Source organism: Algiphilus aromaticivorans DG1253 (assembly GCF_000733765.1).
Lineage (GTDB): Bacteria > Pseudomonadota > Gammaproteobacteria > Nevskiales > Nevskiaceae > Algiphilus > Algiphilus aromaticivorans.
On the sequence record NZ_JPOG01000001.1, the window covers coordinates 3,679,326 to 3,694,840 of the forward strand.

General features: G+C 67.8%; 11 protein-coding genes. 4 read left to right on the forward strand and 7 right to left on the reverse strand.

The annotated features are described in order from the left end of the window. Positions 1 to 123: 123 nt before the first annotated feature. Genes U743_RS17165 through U743_RS17175 form a run of 3 tightly spaced genes read left to right on the forward strand, consistent with a single transcriptional unit; the run spans position 124 to position 2,492 of the window. Entirely contained in the window at positions 124 to 831 is a 708-nt protein-coding gene (locus U743_RS17165) for an Abi-alpha family protein (protein WP_043770160.1), read from the forward strand. A gap of 41 nt (positions 832 to 872) precedes the next feature. Further along, positions 873 to 2,195: a DUF445 domain-containing protein gene (locus U743_RS17170; protein WP_084191642.1), complete on the forward strand. Its 1,323-nt coding sequence runs from the start codon at positions 873 to 875 to the stop codon at positions 2,193 to 2,195. A gap of 27 nt (positions 2,196 to 2,222) precedes the next feature. Further along, a complete protein-coding gene (locus U743_RS17175; protein WP_043770163.1) occupies positions 2,223 to 2,492 on the forward strand; it encodes a hypothetical protein in 270 nt (89 codons plus the stop codon). A 6-nt stretch (positions 2,493 to 2,498) separates the two neighbouring features. Here U743_RS17175 and U743_RS17180 read toward each other — a convergent pair whose 3' ends face one another. The 6 genes from U743_RS17180 to U743_RS17205 form a co-directional block, all read right to left on the reverse strand. Beyond that, positions 2,499 to 6,125: a translocation/assembly module TamB domain-containing protein gene (locus tag U743_RS17180; protein ID WP_043770166.1), complete on the reverse strand. Its 3,627-nt coding sequence runs from the start codon at positions 6,123 to 6,125 to the stop codon at positions 2,499 to 2,501. After that, a complete protein-coding gene (locus U743_RS17185; protein WP_043770169.1) occupies positions 6,122 to 7,849 on the reverse strand; it encodes an autotransporter assembly complex protein TamA in 1,728 nt (575 codons plus the stop codon). Before U743_RS17185 ends, U743_RS17180 begins: the two co-directional genes overlap by 4 nt. Before the next feature lie 21 nt (positions 7,850 to 7,870). Further along, complete coding sequence (locus U743_RS17190) at positions 7,871 to 9,034, reverse strand: osmoprotectant NAGGN system M42 family peptidase (protein ID WP_043770171.1); 1,164 nt, start codon at positions 9,032 to 9,034, stop codon at positions 7,871 to 7,873. A gap of 20 nt (positions 9,035 to 9,054) precedes the next feature. After that, positions 9,055 to 10,797: an N-acetylglutaminylglutamine synthetase gene (gene ngg / locus U743_RS17195; protein WP_043770174.1), complete on the reverse strand. Its 1,743-nt coding sequence runs from the start codon at positions 10,795 to 10,797 to the stop codon at positions 9,055 to 9,057. Positions 10,798 to 10,886: 89 nt separating this feature from the next. Next, positions 10,887 to 12,656, reverse strand: a complete 1,770-nt coding sequence (locus U743_RS17200; protein ID WP_043770177.1) for an N-acetylglutaminylglutamine amidotransferase — start codon at positions 12,654 to 12,656, stop codon at positions 10,887 to 10,889. Positions 12,657 to 12,789: 133 nt separating this feature from the next. Further along, complete coding sequence (locus U743_RS17205; protein WP_043770180.1) at positions 12,790 to 13,722, reverse strand: oxidoreductase; 933 nt, start codon at positions 13,720 to 13,722, stop codon at positions 12,790 to 12,792. A 79-nt stretch (positions 13,723 to 13,801) separates the two neighbouring features. Here U743_RS17205 and U743_RS17210 point away from each other — a divergent pair, with 79 nt between their 5' ends. Further along, positions 13,802 to 14,767, forward strand: coding sequence for an alpha/beta fold hydrolase (locus tag U743_RS17210; protein ID WP_043770182.1), 966 nt, complete (start codon positions 13,802 to 13,804; stop codon positions 14,765 to 14,767). A gap of 10 nt (positions 14,768 to 14,777) precedes the next feature. On the opposite strand, the gene U743_RS17215 is transcribed toward U743_RS17210, so the two are convergent. After that, the gene (locus U743_RS17215) at positions 14,778 to 15,461 is read right to left on the reverse strand and encodes an alpha/beta hydrolase (protein WP_084191643.1); all 684 of its coding nucleotides are present in this window, start codon (positions 15,459 to 15,461) and stop codon (positions 14,778 to 14,780) included. Between the last annotated feature and the right edge of the window lie 54 nt (positions 15,462 to 15,515).

The following is a 15,515-nucleotide window of genomic DNA, read 5'->3' on the forward strand; positions in this document are numbered from 1 at the left end:
CAAGATAGCATGACAACGTATTCAGTTTCCCGCGTCCAAGGTACTCTGCGGGGAACGGAATGGCGATCAACGACAAGACGGCGCAAGCCGCGAAGCCGCCCAATGGCGGCATGGCAGGGAGACATGACGAGAGGAGGCCCCCGGCAATCCGACGAGCCCGAGCGCGAGGACGCCTCGCGTTTGCTGGAAACGTTGCCCTTCGCGGCGTACGCATTGCGGCAGGCGCAGGCTGTGGAGTCGCGCCTGCTCGCGACGCTCAAGCGCAAGCTCGACGACATGACGCCAGCCGGCGGCAGCGCGCCGCTGCCGCTTCGTGGAGAGGACCCCGGCGATGCCGAGCGCGAGCCGGGCGCGATCCTCGCGCAGCTGCTGGACCGTTCACTGGAGCAGCGCGAGGAAGCTGCCGAGCGCCAGCTGCTGCTGCGCGTGGTCGATCAGCTCGGCTGTGACGAGGCACGCATTCTCGCCGCGCTCTCCGACGGTCAGGCAGCAGCCGCCTGCCAGGTCGGCGCGGCCTCGCGCGTCGGTCTCACCGCCGTGCCGGTGCTGCGCTATGCCTCGCGCGTCGGTGTCGAGGCCGGCGTCATGCTGCGCGCCCAGGTGCCCGCCTACATCGGCCATCTGCTGGCGCTGGGGCTCATCGAGACTGCGCCGGAGGATCGCGAGCAGGCCGAGGCCTACGACATGCTGATGAGCGACGAGGCGGTGCGCGAGGCCGTGCGCCATATCCAGCAGGAACTGAAGCTGCAGGTGCGCATCAGCCGCTTCAGCCTGCAGCTTTCCGGCCTGGGTCGCCGACTCTGGGAGTGCGGCGACGCTGCACGTAGCTGAGACCGCCGCGCAGCGCACCGAAAAGAACTTGGGGGTGACTCATGATTGAAGCCGGTATCGCCGATTTCCTCGCCAATCCGTGGGTCTATCTTTCGATGCCGGTGATCAGCGCCATCGTCGGCTATGGCACGAATGTGGTGGCCATCTACATGATGTTCCACCCGGTAGAGTTCCTGGGCATCAAGGTCAAGGGCTGGCCGAACATCCTCGGCTGGCAGGGGATCATTCCCCGCCGGGCGGCACATATGGCCGGCGTCTGCGTCGACACCATCACCACCCATCTCATCACCCAGGAGGAGATGTTCGAGCGCCTCGACACCGAGCGCATCGCACGTGAGCTGGAAGGGCCGCTCAACACGATGGTCGAGGAGATCACCGACGCAGTGATGCTGCAGCACCAGCCAACGCTGTGGGAGTCGCTGCCGGAAGTGGTCAAGCGCCGGATCTACAAGCGCATCAAGCGCGACATGCCGGCGGTGATCAGCGAGATCATGGCTGAGATCAAGGTCAACATCAATCGCATGTATGACCTCAAGGACATGGTCATCACCAACCTCACCCGCGACAAGGCGCTGCTCAACGAGATCTTCGCCGAGGTGGGGCACGCCGAGTTCAAGTTCATCGCGCGCTCGGGCATTTACTTCGGCGGGCTCTTTGGCGTGCTGCAGATGGGGGTCTGGGTCTTCTATCAGGCCTGGTGGTTGCTACCGGCCTTCGGGCTGGCAGTGGGGTACGCCACCAACTGGATCGCCCTGCAGATGATCTTCAACCCCAAGGAGATCGTGCGCGTCGGCCCCTTCAATATCCAGGGCCTCTTCATGAAGCGCCAGCCCGAAGTGGCACGCGACTTCGGCAAGCTGGTCGCCGCCAAGGTGCTGACGCCGGCCAATATCATCGAGGGCATTCTCAAGGGGCCCTATTCGGACAAGGTCTTCACCACCATCGCGCGGCATGCTCAGCGCACCATCGACGAGCAGACCAGCATCGTGAAACCCTTCGTGACCTTCACGGTGGGCACGCAGGCCTACCGCGACATGAAGGCAATGGCGGTGGAGCGGATCATCCTTCAGCTGCCCGAGGCACTGCACCACGTCGAAGCCTACGCCGACGAAGCGCTGGATCTGGAGAGCACCCTGTCGACGCGCCTGGCGGGGCTGCCGCCGCACGATTTCGAGAGCATGCTGCGGCCGGCCTTCGAACAGGACGAGTGGATCCTCATCGCGGTCGGCGCTCTGCTCGGCATGTTGGTAGGCGTCTTCCAGCTCGTCGTTCTCTTCGGTGACGAGATGGGCATCTGGGACGGTGGCGCCTCCGGCACGGCCCAGGCGGCGCTGGTCGTGCTTCGAGGGATCGGCCTTGGCTGAGACGCTTTGGCGCCCGCTCATGCGGCCATGAGCACGACCGGTACGGTACTACTGGTGTTGTTGTCGGCTGTCTTCTTCGGTGCCGGCTTCGGGCTGTCCTGGGTGCGCGCACGGCGTCGCGTGCAGGCGCGCATGGAGGCTCGGCTGCGCGAGGAAATGGAGCGCCGCATCGCCGAAGAGGTTCTGCAGCGCCTGCAGGACGGTGAGCTGGCCGAGCGCGTCGACGCCGCGATGCGCGAGGAAGTGGCCGGCCGTGACGCCGCCGAAGCGGATGGAGGGCGGGCGCCGCCGCGCTGAGCGGCTTCAGCGCTCGAGCGTGTAGAGCAGATCGCCGCCGCTTTCGACGCCGGTTTCTGTCTGCAGTGCGAAGCCGCGGCCGATGTCGTAGCGCATGCGGAAGACGTGGCCCGGCTGAAAGAGGCTGACGCCGTAGGCGACGTAGAGACGGGTTCCGATGTATTTGCCAACGGTGAGCTGGGCCTGCGAGTTCTCCTGCCCGTCCTTGGTGCCCACGGAGATCTCGTCCACCCCCAGCGTGCTGCCCAGGCGCTCTGCGATCCAGTTGCCGCCGGACAGCCCCATCGCCAGCGCTGCTGCTGCCATTGCGTCACCGTCGCCCGCGCTCTGGCCGCGCTTGGGTGGCGGGCGCCCGAGCACCAGCCAGGACAGCTGTGCGTTCTGCTCCATGTTGGGGTCGGAGAAGAGCTGGAACTCAGGCTGATCAATGGAGCCGCGCACGCGTATGCCGACGCGGATATTCTCGCGCGGCGTGCGCACGGCCTCGAAGTCCAGCCCTGGCTGGGTAATGGGGCCGCCGGCGAAGACGATGCGCCCGCGCTCGATCTTCAGGCGCTGGCCGTAGGCGTCGTAGCGGCCGTCAATAAGGGTGAGCGCGCCGCGTGCGCGGGTGACGCGGTTCGGCTCTTCGATCACCGTGATCGAGCCGCCGAGGCGGGTATCGAGCCCGTAGCCGCTGAGCGAGACAGCGTCGCCCAGGGCCACGATCACGTTCGCATCGATAGGAAGGCCGCGGCCGCTTACGTTGCCTTCGGCGTCGACGATGATCTGATCGGCATGTGCACTCTGGCCGCTGTCGCCACCGGAGAATTTCTGAGGCTCGATGACCGCGCGCGGCACGTCGACGCGCCCCCGGATGTTCACGGTTTCGGCGATCTGGATCTTCAGATCCGGTGAGATCCAGACGCGTGCCTCCGGGAGGTTTGCGATCTGGAAGTCCTGGCCCTGCAACTGCAACTCCGCGCGCAGTGGATCGGCATCGAGCGCTGCTTCGCCGTCGAGCTGTACCGTGCCCTGATCCGAGCGCGCCGAACCCGTCAGCGTCAGCTTGCGGCCATCGCGGCTCTCGACACGCGCGCTGATGTCGGCGATCTCCAGACCCGGCGTGAACAGGCGCAGGCGGCCATCGCTCAGCTGCAGGCTCGCGCTCCACTGCGGCTCGGCCAGCGTGCCACCAATGTCGGCACGGCCGCTGATACGCCCGGCGGCTTCGGTGACTTCCGCTGTGAACAGCGGCAGGAAATCGATCTGCGGAAGATCGAGCGCGAGACTCCCATCCACCGCCCGCGTTTCATCGGGATCCACGGCCAGATCGCCCGTCAGTTCGCCTCCGGCAATGGCCAGCTCCAGCTCGCCGCGAAGACGTTGCTCGTCCTCGTCGCGCGCCACCAGCCGGCCGGGGCCGAAGCGCAACTCGGGCCGCCTGGGCACGCTCAGCGTGCCCTCGCTGATGTCGAGGCCGGCCGCCAGCTCGGCAATAGCGCCCTCGCGCAGCCGCAGTCGGCCCTCGCCGGAGGCGCTGCCTTCGATGCGCATGCCGGCGGGCAGGAAGGCGCTCAGCACGGCGAAGTCCAGGCGTTCGAGCTGATAGCCGGCAGTCACCTCGCCGTCAGCCATCGTCGCCTCCAGGCAGAGTGCGTTGTCATCCTCGTCGCCCAGGCAGAAGTTCTTCAGCACGAAATTGCCGGGGCCGGCGCGCAGCGGCGCGGCTTCGCGTAGCCGCAGCGGTGCGACACGCGAATCGGCAGGGTCGAGCGCCAGCGCAGACAGTCGGCCGTCCCACTGCCGTTCTTCGATATCGGCGCCGCCGTCGAGCTGCAGCGCCAGCGCGCCCTGGGGGAATTGCGCATCGAGGCGGAGCTGGTGCGCGTCGATGCGGCCATCGAGATTCAGCTGCAGGCGCTCGACCTGCGGCTCGGCGGCGCCTCCCGCGCGCAGATCCGCCAGCACAAGACGCGCGCGGGTGTCGCCGTCGAGGGCGATATCGGCGTCGATCTCGGCGCGGCCGAGCTGTTGGCCGGCCGCCACGACATCCTGCAGCCACCCGTCGAGGCGGGCGGTGAGCGCCGGCATTTCGCCGCGGAGGCGCGCTTGCAGTTCCGCGCTGCCGCTCAGCTCGGGCGCCATCTCGCCGAGATCGGGGCTTTTCAGTGTGGCGCGCAGGTCGAAGGGCGGCGTAGCGCGGCCGGAGGCGGTGAGCGTGGACTGCCCCGACTGCAGTCGCGCGCGTTGCAGGCTCAGCACGGCGTCACGGAAGCCGCCTTCCAGCGCCAGGCTCAGGGAATGGCCACGCAGAGTGCTGTCGCCCAGCGCCAGCTGGAAACCGGCGTCCGGCCCCGATTCCTTCATGGTCAGGTCAAGGCGGCCGTCGCCGTTGAACCGACCCGGGAAGTCGGCCAGCAGCGTCCCGGGGTTGAGGTCTTCCAGCCGCAGTTCCAACCCCGCCTTCAGCTGCGGTACCCACGCAACCTCCCCTGTAGCGCGCAGCACACCGTCGAGCGTCTCCAGCGCCAGCTGCTCGATGCGCGCGCTCTCGAGATCGCCGCGCGCGGCCAATGCCAGGGAGGCCTCCAGCGTCTCCGCCAGCGTGCCGCCCGCCTCGGCGACGCGCAGGCTGGCGCGGGTCTGCAACTCGGCCTGCCAGTCCTCGGGATGGCCGCTGGCCTGCAGGCTCCCCTCCGGACTGCGCCACAGCGGCTGTTCGGGATCGAGCGGGTCGGCGAAGTCGCGCCAGTCCAGCTGGGCCTCGAAGCCGGCGTCGCCGCGCCACTGGCCGGTAACCGCGATCTCGCCCTGCGGCGCCACAGTTGCCGTGGCCTCGATTTCCGGCTGCGTGAGGGAGCCGGCGATTCGTGCGCCGCCCTGCGGGCTGGTGAAGAGCCGCTCCGCATCCGGAGCGCCGGCCGGCCAGTGCAGGTCCTTCCAGTCCAGCTGTAGCGCCAGCGGTCCGTCACTGCCGACGGGGATGTCGCCGGAAGCCGTCAGTGTGCCGGGGCCCTCCAGGCGGAGGCTGTCGATGCGGATGCCGCCGGTGGGTGTGCCAAGCCTCGCCTCCAGACGGTAGTTGCCGAACTCGGGCTGCTCGACGACCAATTGCTCGATGGCGATGCGCCGGCCCGCTGCCCAGCCGCTGAATGCCAGTCGATCCAGGCCGGGCAGCGCCTCGCCGTCGCGCGTGATGCGCAGGTCGCGCAGTTCCGCCTCGGCAATCACCACGCGCAGCGGCAGCGACAGGTCGAGCGGTGTGCTCTCGGTGTCTTCCTCGGGCGTGGTCTCGCCGGCATCCTTCAGCGCCACCTGCACGCCTTCTATCTGCAGGCTGCGCACGTGGAAGCGCAGGCCGGGCAGCCAGCCGGCAGTCCATCCGAAGCTCAGACGCTCGATGTCGACATCGGCTGCGGGTGTCTCGCTACGAATGCCGCTGAGCCGCATCGTTCCGAAGAGGCGGCCTTCGGCATGCTCGACACTGAAGGCCGGCCCGGCGACGAGATCGGCCGTCTGCACGGCGAAGCGCAGGCCGCTCTTGCTCATCAGGAGCCATCCCGTCGCCAGCAGCAGGAGCAGCAGCAGCGCCGTGGTGATTCCGCCGAGAAGGCGCGTCAGCGCCTGCAGCCAGTCGGTCAGCCTTTTCATAAGCCCACCCGGATCCCGATATGAAGCCGCACGCTGCGCGTGGCGTCCAGCGGATGTGCCAGATCCAGGCGCAGCGACCCAATGGGCGAGCGGTAGCGCACGCCAACCCCGACGCTGCGAGAAAGCTCGGGGAAGCTCTTGTTGGCTGCCCCGCCGGCGTCCATGAAGATGGCGGCGCCGGTGTTGCCCCAGAAGAGGTACTCGGCCTCGGCGCTCATGGTCGCCAGATAGCGCCCGCCGATGACGTTGCCTTCCGCGTCGCGCTCGCCCAGCGACTGATAGGCGTAGCCGCGCACACTCTGGTCACCGCCGGCGTAGAAGCGCTCCGACAGCGGCAGACGCTCGAAACTGTCGACGAAGCTGGCGCCATATTCGAAGCGGCCGAGCAGCCGGGCCTTGTCCCAGAGTGGGAGGATGCCGTTGGTGGCTACGCGCGTCTGCGCGAAGCTCGTGCTGGACAGCACCGGCTCGCCGGCGCCATGTACATCGAAGAAGACGCGCCAGCCGTTGCGCGGATAGATCGGGTCGTCCGACTCGCTGCGCTCGAAGGAGACGCCGGGAACGAGCAGATCGGTAGTGCGGCGCAGGTCGCCGACGTTGAAGCGCTCGCTGGAGTACTCCAGATAGGTGCGCCGGCGCCATGAACCCGGCTGGCGCGACAGCGATACGCCCAGCTCGTAGCGCTCCGACGTGCCGTCCTCGAAGCGCTCGTCGCTGTAAGTTCCGGTGAAACTGAGGCGCTCGCCGGGCACATCGCCCAACGGGATGTTGTAGCTGATGCCGGCGTTGCTGCGCCGCTCGGCCAGGCGGATGTCGCTGTCGATCCAGTGGCCGCGGCGATTGATGCGACGCAGCTCGGTCTTCAGCGACAGCCGCGCCCCAGTATCGGTGCCGTAGCCGATGCCGGTGCTGTAGCGCTGCGACGGCAGATACTCGGGCGCGATGCGGATGGGCATCCGGCCCTCCTCCGCCTCCTCGCGCATCGGGTGGACGTCGACACGTGAGAAATAGCCCAGGTCCATCAACTGGAATTGCGTGTCGAGCAGCTTGTCGGGAGCGAAGGGCTCGCCTTCGTGGATGGGTAGATAGCGGCGCAGCACGTCGTCGTCGAGGGTGTGCTGGTCGATGCTGATGGCACCGATGCTGTAGCTCGGCCCGGTGTCCAGCACCAGCGCGACGGCGGCGCTGTTGGTGGAGGGGGTCACGCGGATCTCCGCGGATTCGTAGCTCGTGTCGAAATAGCCCAGGCCGAAGGCGGCGCGGCTCAGTCTCTCCTTCGCCCTGCCGTAGCGCTCGTGGCGCAGTGGTTGTCCCTCGTGCATGTCCAGCTTCGCCAGCTCGCGCCGCAGCCGGCGGTCCTTGGCGCCTTCGCCCTTGAAGCCGACGCGGAGTTCCTCGATATACGTGCGCGGCCCCGCTTCCACGCGGTATGTCGCGCGCAGACGCTCTTCGTCCAGGCTTTCCAGTTCGGCTTCGATGATCGGGTTGTAATAGCCGAAGGGCTGCAGCGCGCCGCGAATGTCATCGGGCGCGCGCTCATGCATTCGCTCCAGCATGTAGCGCGGCTGGCTGCCGCCCTGAGCGGCGTTACGGATGCCCAAACGCGCTCGAACATTCGCCAGCAGCTCGCCATCGAGCCCTTCGATGCGCACTTCCGCCGTGGCTCCGGCGGCTGGAGTCGACAAGCCGGCCGCCAGCAGAAGGGCTGCGGCGCTGAGGGCCATCCGGAGCACGAGCGCTTCCGGCTAGAGGAATTCCTTCGGGTCGGGCAGCTCCTGATGCGGGTGGGTCATCTCCTCCAGATCGACCTGGTGTGGGAAACCTTCCATCGGGCCGAGCATGCGCTGGTCACGCGCGATCACCGGGCCGTTCTGCGCGTAGAGGGTCATCAGCTCGGCGATGGCCGTCAGCGAGGACAGATGCGTGCGCTCCCAGCCGTGCGAGGAGTCCGCGCCGAAGCCGATCAGCGCATGCCGGATGTCGTAGCCGGCGCGCAGCGCGGCGGCCGAATCCGAAAAGTAGTAGGGAAAGACGTCGCGCTGGTGGTCGATGTGGTGCTCCTCGCAGAGGTGCAGCAGCTTGCGCGTCAGGTGGTAGTCGAAGGGCCCGGAGGAATCGGCGATAGCCAGCGTCACGCCGCGCTCGCGCGAGTTCTGCCCGGTGCCGGGGATGGCGATGTCGATACCCACCATCTCGCTGATGCGCTCGTCGAGAATGGCCGAGGCGCCGAAGCCGACTTCCTCGGTGACCGTGAACATGGGGTGGAAGTACACCGGAAGTTTCAGGTCGGATTCGACGATGGCCTTGCAGGCGGCCAGCAGAGCGGCGACGCCGGCCTTGTCGTCGAGATGCCGCGAGGAGATGTAGCCGCTGGGCGTGATCTCCGGCTGCGGGTCGACGGCGACGAAGTCACCGACATTTACGCCCAGATTGCGCAGATCCTCATCGTTGTCGGCGTACTCGTCGATGCGCAGCTCGACCTGCTGCCAGTTCACGGGCTGGTCGTCGACGGCGGTGTTGTAGGCGTGCCCCGAGGCCATCAGCGGCAGGATCGTGCCGCGGTAGGCATGGAGATCGGTGAACAGCGTCACGCGCGCGCCTTCAGCGAAGCGGCTCGACCAGGTGCCGATGGGCAGCAGGCTCATGCGCCCGTTCGGCTTGATGGCGCGGATATTGGCGCCGAGGGTGTCGACGTGCGCGACCACTGCGCAGGCCGGCCGATCGGTCTCGCCCTTGATGGTGGCGCGGATGGCGCCGCGCCGGGTCAGTTCGAAGGGGATGCCGAGCTGGCTCAGCTTGCCGCCGACGTAGTGCACCACTTCATCGGTGAAGCCCACGGGGCTCGGGATCGCCAGCAGCTCGAGCAGCGTCTGGCGGATGTAATCGTTGTCGATGGGGAGTTTTTGCATGGCTCTATTGTGGCGTCTCCTCAGGCCACCGCGCTGCGCGGAAAGAGGAAATCGATGAAGCGCTGCGCCGTGGGTTGCGGCTCGTGATTGGCGAGGCCGGGTCGCTCGTTGGCCTCGATGATGACGTACTCGGCCTCCGAGGCCGCCGGTACCAGGAAGTCCAGGCCGGTGACCGGAATCTCCAGCGCCCGCGCCGCGCTGACCGCTGCCTGCACTAAGCGTGGGTGCAGCATGGGGGTGACATCCTGCAGCGTTCCACCGGTGTGCAGATTCGCGGTCTTGCGCACGGCCAGTGTCTCGCCTTGTGGCAGCACCGCGTCCATGCTGTGACCTGCGAGTTTGACGCAGCGTTCCGTTTCTTCGTCGAGCGGGATGCGCGCCTCGCCGTCGGTGGCGGCCTCGCGCCGTCGCGACAGCTTCTCGACCAGCTCGCGGATGGGGGTGACGCCGTCGCCGGTAATGATCGGCGGCCGGCGAATCGCGGCGGCCACGACCTTGTAGCCGATGACGATGATGCGCAGGTCATCGCCGGCGCAGAACTGCTCCAGAAGTACGTTCTGATCGTGCTTGCTGGCACTGGCGATGGCAGTGCGCAGGCTGCTTTCGTCGCGGACATCCACCGAGATGCCGGCGCCCTGTTCGCCGTCGGCGGGCTTGACCACCACCGAGCCGTGTTCGCGCAGGAAATCAATGTCGGCCTCACTGCCGTCGGCCAGCCGCTGGTCGGGCACGTTCAGTCCGGCGCGATCCAGGATGCGGCGGGTGACGCGCTTGTCCGCGCAGCGCGACATGGCGATGGCCGAGGTCAGCGCCGACAGCGACTCGCGGCAGGTGATGGCGCGGCCACCCAGCGTCAGCTTGAAGTAGCCCGCCTCGGCGTCGAGGATCTCGACGCGGATGCCGCGGCGGCGCGCTTCATTGGTGATGATGGCGGCGTAGACGTTGAGGCCGGAATCGTCCTCGGCCGGCTCGGTGAACAGCGGTTCGTTGATGGCGTTCTTGCACTTGACGGTGAACACCGGAACGCGCGTGAAGCCGAGTTTCTCGTAGAGGGCAATGGCCTGCTTGTTGTCGTGCATCACCGACAGATCCATGAAGCCCCGGCCACGCGCCTGATAGTGCTCGGCGAGGAAGCGCACCAGCGACTGCCCCAGTCCGGGCAGGGTCGCGTCCGGATCCACCGCCAGACACCACAGCGAGGAACCGCCTTCCGGATCGCCGAAGGCCTCGACGTGATCGACGCCGGTGGTCGTGCCCACCACGCGCCCGGTGGCCAGGTCTTCCGCCACGACGTAGATCGCCTGCTTCGAGGCGCGCTGTTTCCAGGCCATGCCCTCGTCGATGGGCACCATGTTGTGCGAGCTGTAGATGCGGTTGATGGCCTGGGCGTCCTCCAGCGTGCGCAACCGGCGCACGGCGTAGCCACGTGAGCGGCGCGCCGGCGAGCGGTAGTGCGCCAGCCACAGCCGGAAAGTGTGGCTGGGATCGAGGAAGAGTCGCTGCGGGTTCTGCGCCAGGATGACGTGCGGATCCCGCACATAGATGGCGAGGTTGCGCCGCCCCGTCGGCTCGTCGAGCAGCGCCTTCGCCACCGTGTTCGGGCCGCTGAAAGTGTGCGCGAAGATGAGATCGCCCCATCCCATGTCGAGGGCGACGCTCTCGGCCTCCAGCGGTTGGTTGGGTTGCGGTGTGTTCTGCTGGTGATCCAGGCTCAGCGCGTGGCGCTGCTCAAGGCGGGGATCGCTGTGTCCGCGACGTGACATGGCTCAGCTCCAGTACGTTTGCCGTTGCCGGCCCGTCGATGCAAAACAGGGGCCGTCGTGGACGCGTGCGCCGGTCGTGAGCCAGCCCTTCATACCCCGTGGGCCTGCAGCCAGCCTTCGAGCGCCGCGCACTGCCACAGCTTGGAGCCTCTGAGCGGCGTGATGTGTGCTTCCGGATCGGCCAGCAGCGTGTCCAGATAGGCGCGTTGGAAGATGCCGCGGTCGCGTGCGACCTGGGCATCGAGCAAGTCGCGCGTGTAGTCCAGGAAGTCGCCCTGCAGATACTTCAGCGCCGGCACCGGGAAATAGCCCTTGGGCCGGTCGATGACCGCCGCCGGGATGACCTTGCGCGCGGCCTCCTTCAGAACGTATTTGCCACCCTCGGCGATCTTGTGCTGCGCTGGGATGCGCGCGGCCAGCTCCACCAGCTCGTGGTCGAGGAAGGGCACGCGCGCCTCCAGGCCGTGCGCCATGGTCATGTTGTCGACCCGCTTGACTGGGTCGTCGACCAGCATGATCTGGGTGTCCATGCGCAGCGTCTTGTCCACCGGCTCGATGGCGCCGGGGCGCGAGAACCAGTCGGCGATGAAGGCCCGGGCGTGGTCGTCACCGTGGAAGCGCGGGTTCACCGCCTGCAGGAACTCCTCGTGGCTGCGGTCGCAGAAGCCCTTGGCGTAGTCGGCAGCGGCATCCGAGGACTCCATCATCGGCGGGTACCAGTGGTAGCCGCCGAAGACCTCGTCGGCGCCCTGGCCGGACTGCACCACCTTGCTGCGCTTGGAGACCTCCTGGGAGAGCAGATAGAAGGCCACGCAGTCGTGGCTGACCATGGGCTCGCTCATCGCCTTCATGGCTTCCGGCAGCCGCGGCAGCAGCTCGCGCGAGTCGATGAAGATCTTCTCGTGCTGCGTGCCGAAGTGTTGCGCGACGACGTCCGAATACTCGAACTCGTTGCCCTTCTCGTCGCCGACATCCTCGAAGCCGATGGAGTAGCTGCGCAGATTGGCGCCGGCCTCGGCCATCAGCCCGACGATGAGGCTGGAATCGACACCGCCCGAGAGCAGTGCGCCCACCGGCTCGTCCGACACCAGGCGGCGCTTCACCGCCAGGCGCAGGCCGTCCAGTACCTGGTCGCGCCAATCCTCGAAGCTGCGCGCGCGGTCGGCGTCGCTGCGTTCGAAGGAGAGATCCCAGTAGGTCTTCTCGCGCGTGGCGCCGTCGGCCTCGACGATCATCAGCGTGCCGGGTGCGAGCTTGCGCACGCCCTTGAGCATGGTGTGCGGCGCCGGTACCACGGCGTGGAAATGCATGTAGTAGTGCAGCGCCACCGGATCGATGTCGCGGTCGATGCCGTCTGCGCAGAGCAGCGCCGGTAGTGTCGAAGCGAAGCGCAGCGCGATGGCGTCGCGGGCGAAGTACAGCGGCTTGATGCCGAGCCGGTCGCGGCCCAGCACCATGCGGCCGCTGTCGCGCTCGAAGATGGCGAAGGCGAACATGCCCTGCAGGTGGTCGACGAAATCGAGGCCCCAGCAGTCATAGGCCTTGAGCAGCACCTCGGTGTCGCCCTCGGAGTAGAAGCGATAGCCCAGGCCGGACAGCTCGGCGCGCAACTCGGGATGGTTGTAGATGGCGCCGTTGAAGACGATGCTCAGCCCCAGCGCCGGATCGACCATGGGCTGCTGCGAGAGATCGCTGCGATCCATGATCTTGAGCCGGCGATGGCCGAGGCCGACCAGGCCGTGCACCTGCACGCCCAGGCCATCGGGGCCGCGCGGGGCGTGACAGTCGTTCATGCGCGCGATCAGCCCGATATCGGCCGAGCGGCCGTCGAAACGGCGTTCTCCGGCAATGCCACACATGCGTTATCTCCTGCTCGTCTCTTGGTTGGGGGGCGACCGGCCGAGGTGACCGGCTCAGCCGTGCAGCAGCTGCCTACAGTCTGCCCCCTGAGCCTCGAGCCTGCCAGCTGCGTCGGGCGTGCGGCGCGCTTTCTCAGCCCAGCGCGAAGCTGCAGCCGGTGAGTCGCTCCGACAGTTCCCACAGTCGATCGGCCAGATCTTCGTCGCGCGCGGCGCGGCGGCAGGGAACGCGGGTGGGGTGGCCGCGCATCTGCTGGAAGCCGTCGGGGCCGAAGAAGTCGCCGGAGCGGACGTCCGGGGCGGTGGCGGCGTAAAGGCTGGGCAGCGCGCCCATCGCCCCGCTCTGCGCGAGGACCCGGTTGCCCAGATTCATGATGGCGGCCTCCAGCTTCGACTGCTTCTGCTCGGCCGCCACCAGCTGCAGGTGGGTGGCAGCGTAACCGGGGTGCGCGGCGACCACGGTCCAGCCGCGGCCGGCGGCCTCGGCGCGCCGCGCCAGTCCGAAGTGGAAGAGCAGATTCGCCAGCTTGCTGTCGCCGTAAGCCTGCCAGCGCTTGTAGTTGCGCTGCTGCCAGTTGATGTCATCGAGATCGATGCCCGGCGTCCAGCGATGCGCCTGGCTGGAGACCGTCACAACGCGTGCGTCGTCGGCGAGCACGGGGGCGAGCAGGGCGGTGAGCGCGAAGTGGCCGAAGTGGTTGGTGCCGATCTGCGTTTCGAAGCCGTCCTCGGTGCGCGCGTAGGGCACGGCCATGACGCCGGCGTTGTTGAGCAGCACGTCGATGCGGGCGCCGGCCTGCGCCTGCTCGGACGCGAAGCGACGCACCGAGGCGAGACTGGCGAGGTCCAGCGCTGCCACTTCGACGCTGGCGCCTGGCGTGACTGCCATCACCTCGTCGCGCGCCTGCGCGCCCTTCTGCTGGTTGCGGCAGGCCATCACGAGCTGGGCGCCGGCCGCGGCCAGGGCGGTGGCGCTGTGCAGGCCCAGTCCCGAGCTGGCGCCGGTGATGACGATGCGTTGTCCCTTGAGATCGCCGATATCGGCGCTTGTCCATTTCTGCTTCATCGCTTTGCCTCCCTGCTCCGTAGATGGGGCAGGATAGCGGCGCGTCGGTCATCCGTGTCGGCGCGCGAAGGGAGGATGGATGGCGCGCATGCTGATGATCACTGCACTGCTGATCGCGGGGCTGCTGCTGATACTGGTGCTGTACAGCGCCTGGGGCGCAACCCGCGTCGAGCAGCGCTTCCCGCCGGCGGGCGATTTCGTCACCGTCGACGGACTGCGTCTGCACTATCGTGAGCGGGGCAGCGGGAGCGGTACGCCGCTGCTGCTGGTGCATGGCGCCAGCTCGAATCTGCGCGACTTCGGACGCATTCAGCCGCTGATCGCCACCAATCGCCGCGTCATCGCCTTCGACCGGCCCGGTTACGGCTACAGCCAGCGGCCGGAGGGCGACTGGCCCGACCCGGCGCGGGTGGCACGGCTGTTGCTGGACGCCGCCGCCAAGCTGGGCGTCGAGCGGCCGGTCATGCTGGGGCATTCCTGGGCCGGTTCCGTCGTCATGGCCGGTCTCGTCGAGATGCCCGAACGTCTGGCCGGCGGCGTATTGCTCTCCGGCGTAGCGGGCCATTGGGCAGGGTCTGTGGGTTGGAGCTACGACGTCGGCGGCCTGCCTGTGCTTGGGCCGTTGTTCGCACGCACGCTGGTTTATCCGGCCGGAAGCCGGATGCTCGACGATGTGGTCAAGAGCGTGCTGGCGCCGAATCCCGTGCCCGATGACTATGTCGAGTCCATCGGCGCGCCCCTGGCTTTGCGTCCGCGGCAGTTCCGTCACAACGTGCAGGACATGAAGCGACTCAGCACCTATCTGCAGCGGCTGAGTCCGCGCTATCGCAAGATCGACAAGCCGTTGCTGCTGATCCACGGCGCCGACGATGAACTGGTGCCCTTCTGGAATCACGGCGAGCGCCTGCTGCCCGTGGTCGAGAAGGCGCAGGTCGAAATGCTCCCGGACACCGGTCATGCGCCCCATCACGCCCGACCGGAGAGAACGGCAGAGCTGCTGAGCGATTTTCTCGCCACGCAGATCGACGCGCGGCCGGGCGACTGAAGGGAGGGGGTCAGTTGCCCAGCACGCGCTGCAGCCAGTCGGCTATGTCGCGGATTTCCTCCATGCAGACCTGATGCTCCATGGGGTACTCGCGCCACTCCGGCTGCCAGCCCAGGCGCGCCAGTTGCTGGCAGCTGCCCTGGCCGAGCGTCATGGGGAGCATGGGGTCGCGGCTGCCGTGGCACATCAGGATGGGGATGTCCCGATTGGCGGCGCTGGCCTCGGCCTCCAGCGTGTGATCCAGCGGCAGATAGGTGGATAGGCCCATGATCCCGGCCAGGCGCTGCGGGTGCCGCAGGCCCGCATGCAGCGCGATGGCACCGCCCTGCGAGAAACCGGCGACCACGATGCGCGAGCGCGCCACACCGGCTGACTCCTGCTCTTCGATGAGGGTGTCGACGCGCGCCGCCGAGGCGCGGACGCCGGCCTCGTCCTGCTTGCCGCCGCGATCCAGGGAGAGGATGTCGTACCAGGCGCGCATGGCCATGCCGCCGTTGAGCGTCACCGGCCGCACCTCGGCATGCGGAAACACGAAGCGCGGCTGCAGCGCCTCGGGCAGGCTCAGTTCGGGCACGATGGGCACGAAGTCGAAGCCATCGGCGCCCAGGCCGTGCAGCCAGATGACGGCCGCATCGGGCGTGCGCTCGGGCTCCATGACAACGGCGGATTCGGACTCGCTCTGGCGGTAGGACATCGGGGACTCGCTGGGAACAATTCGGCGCGCGATTGTCGACGCCGGGGGCGCCCG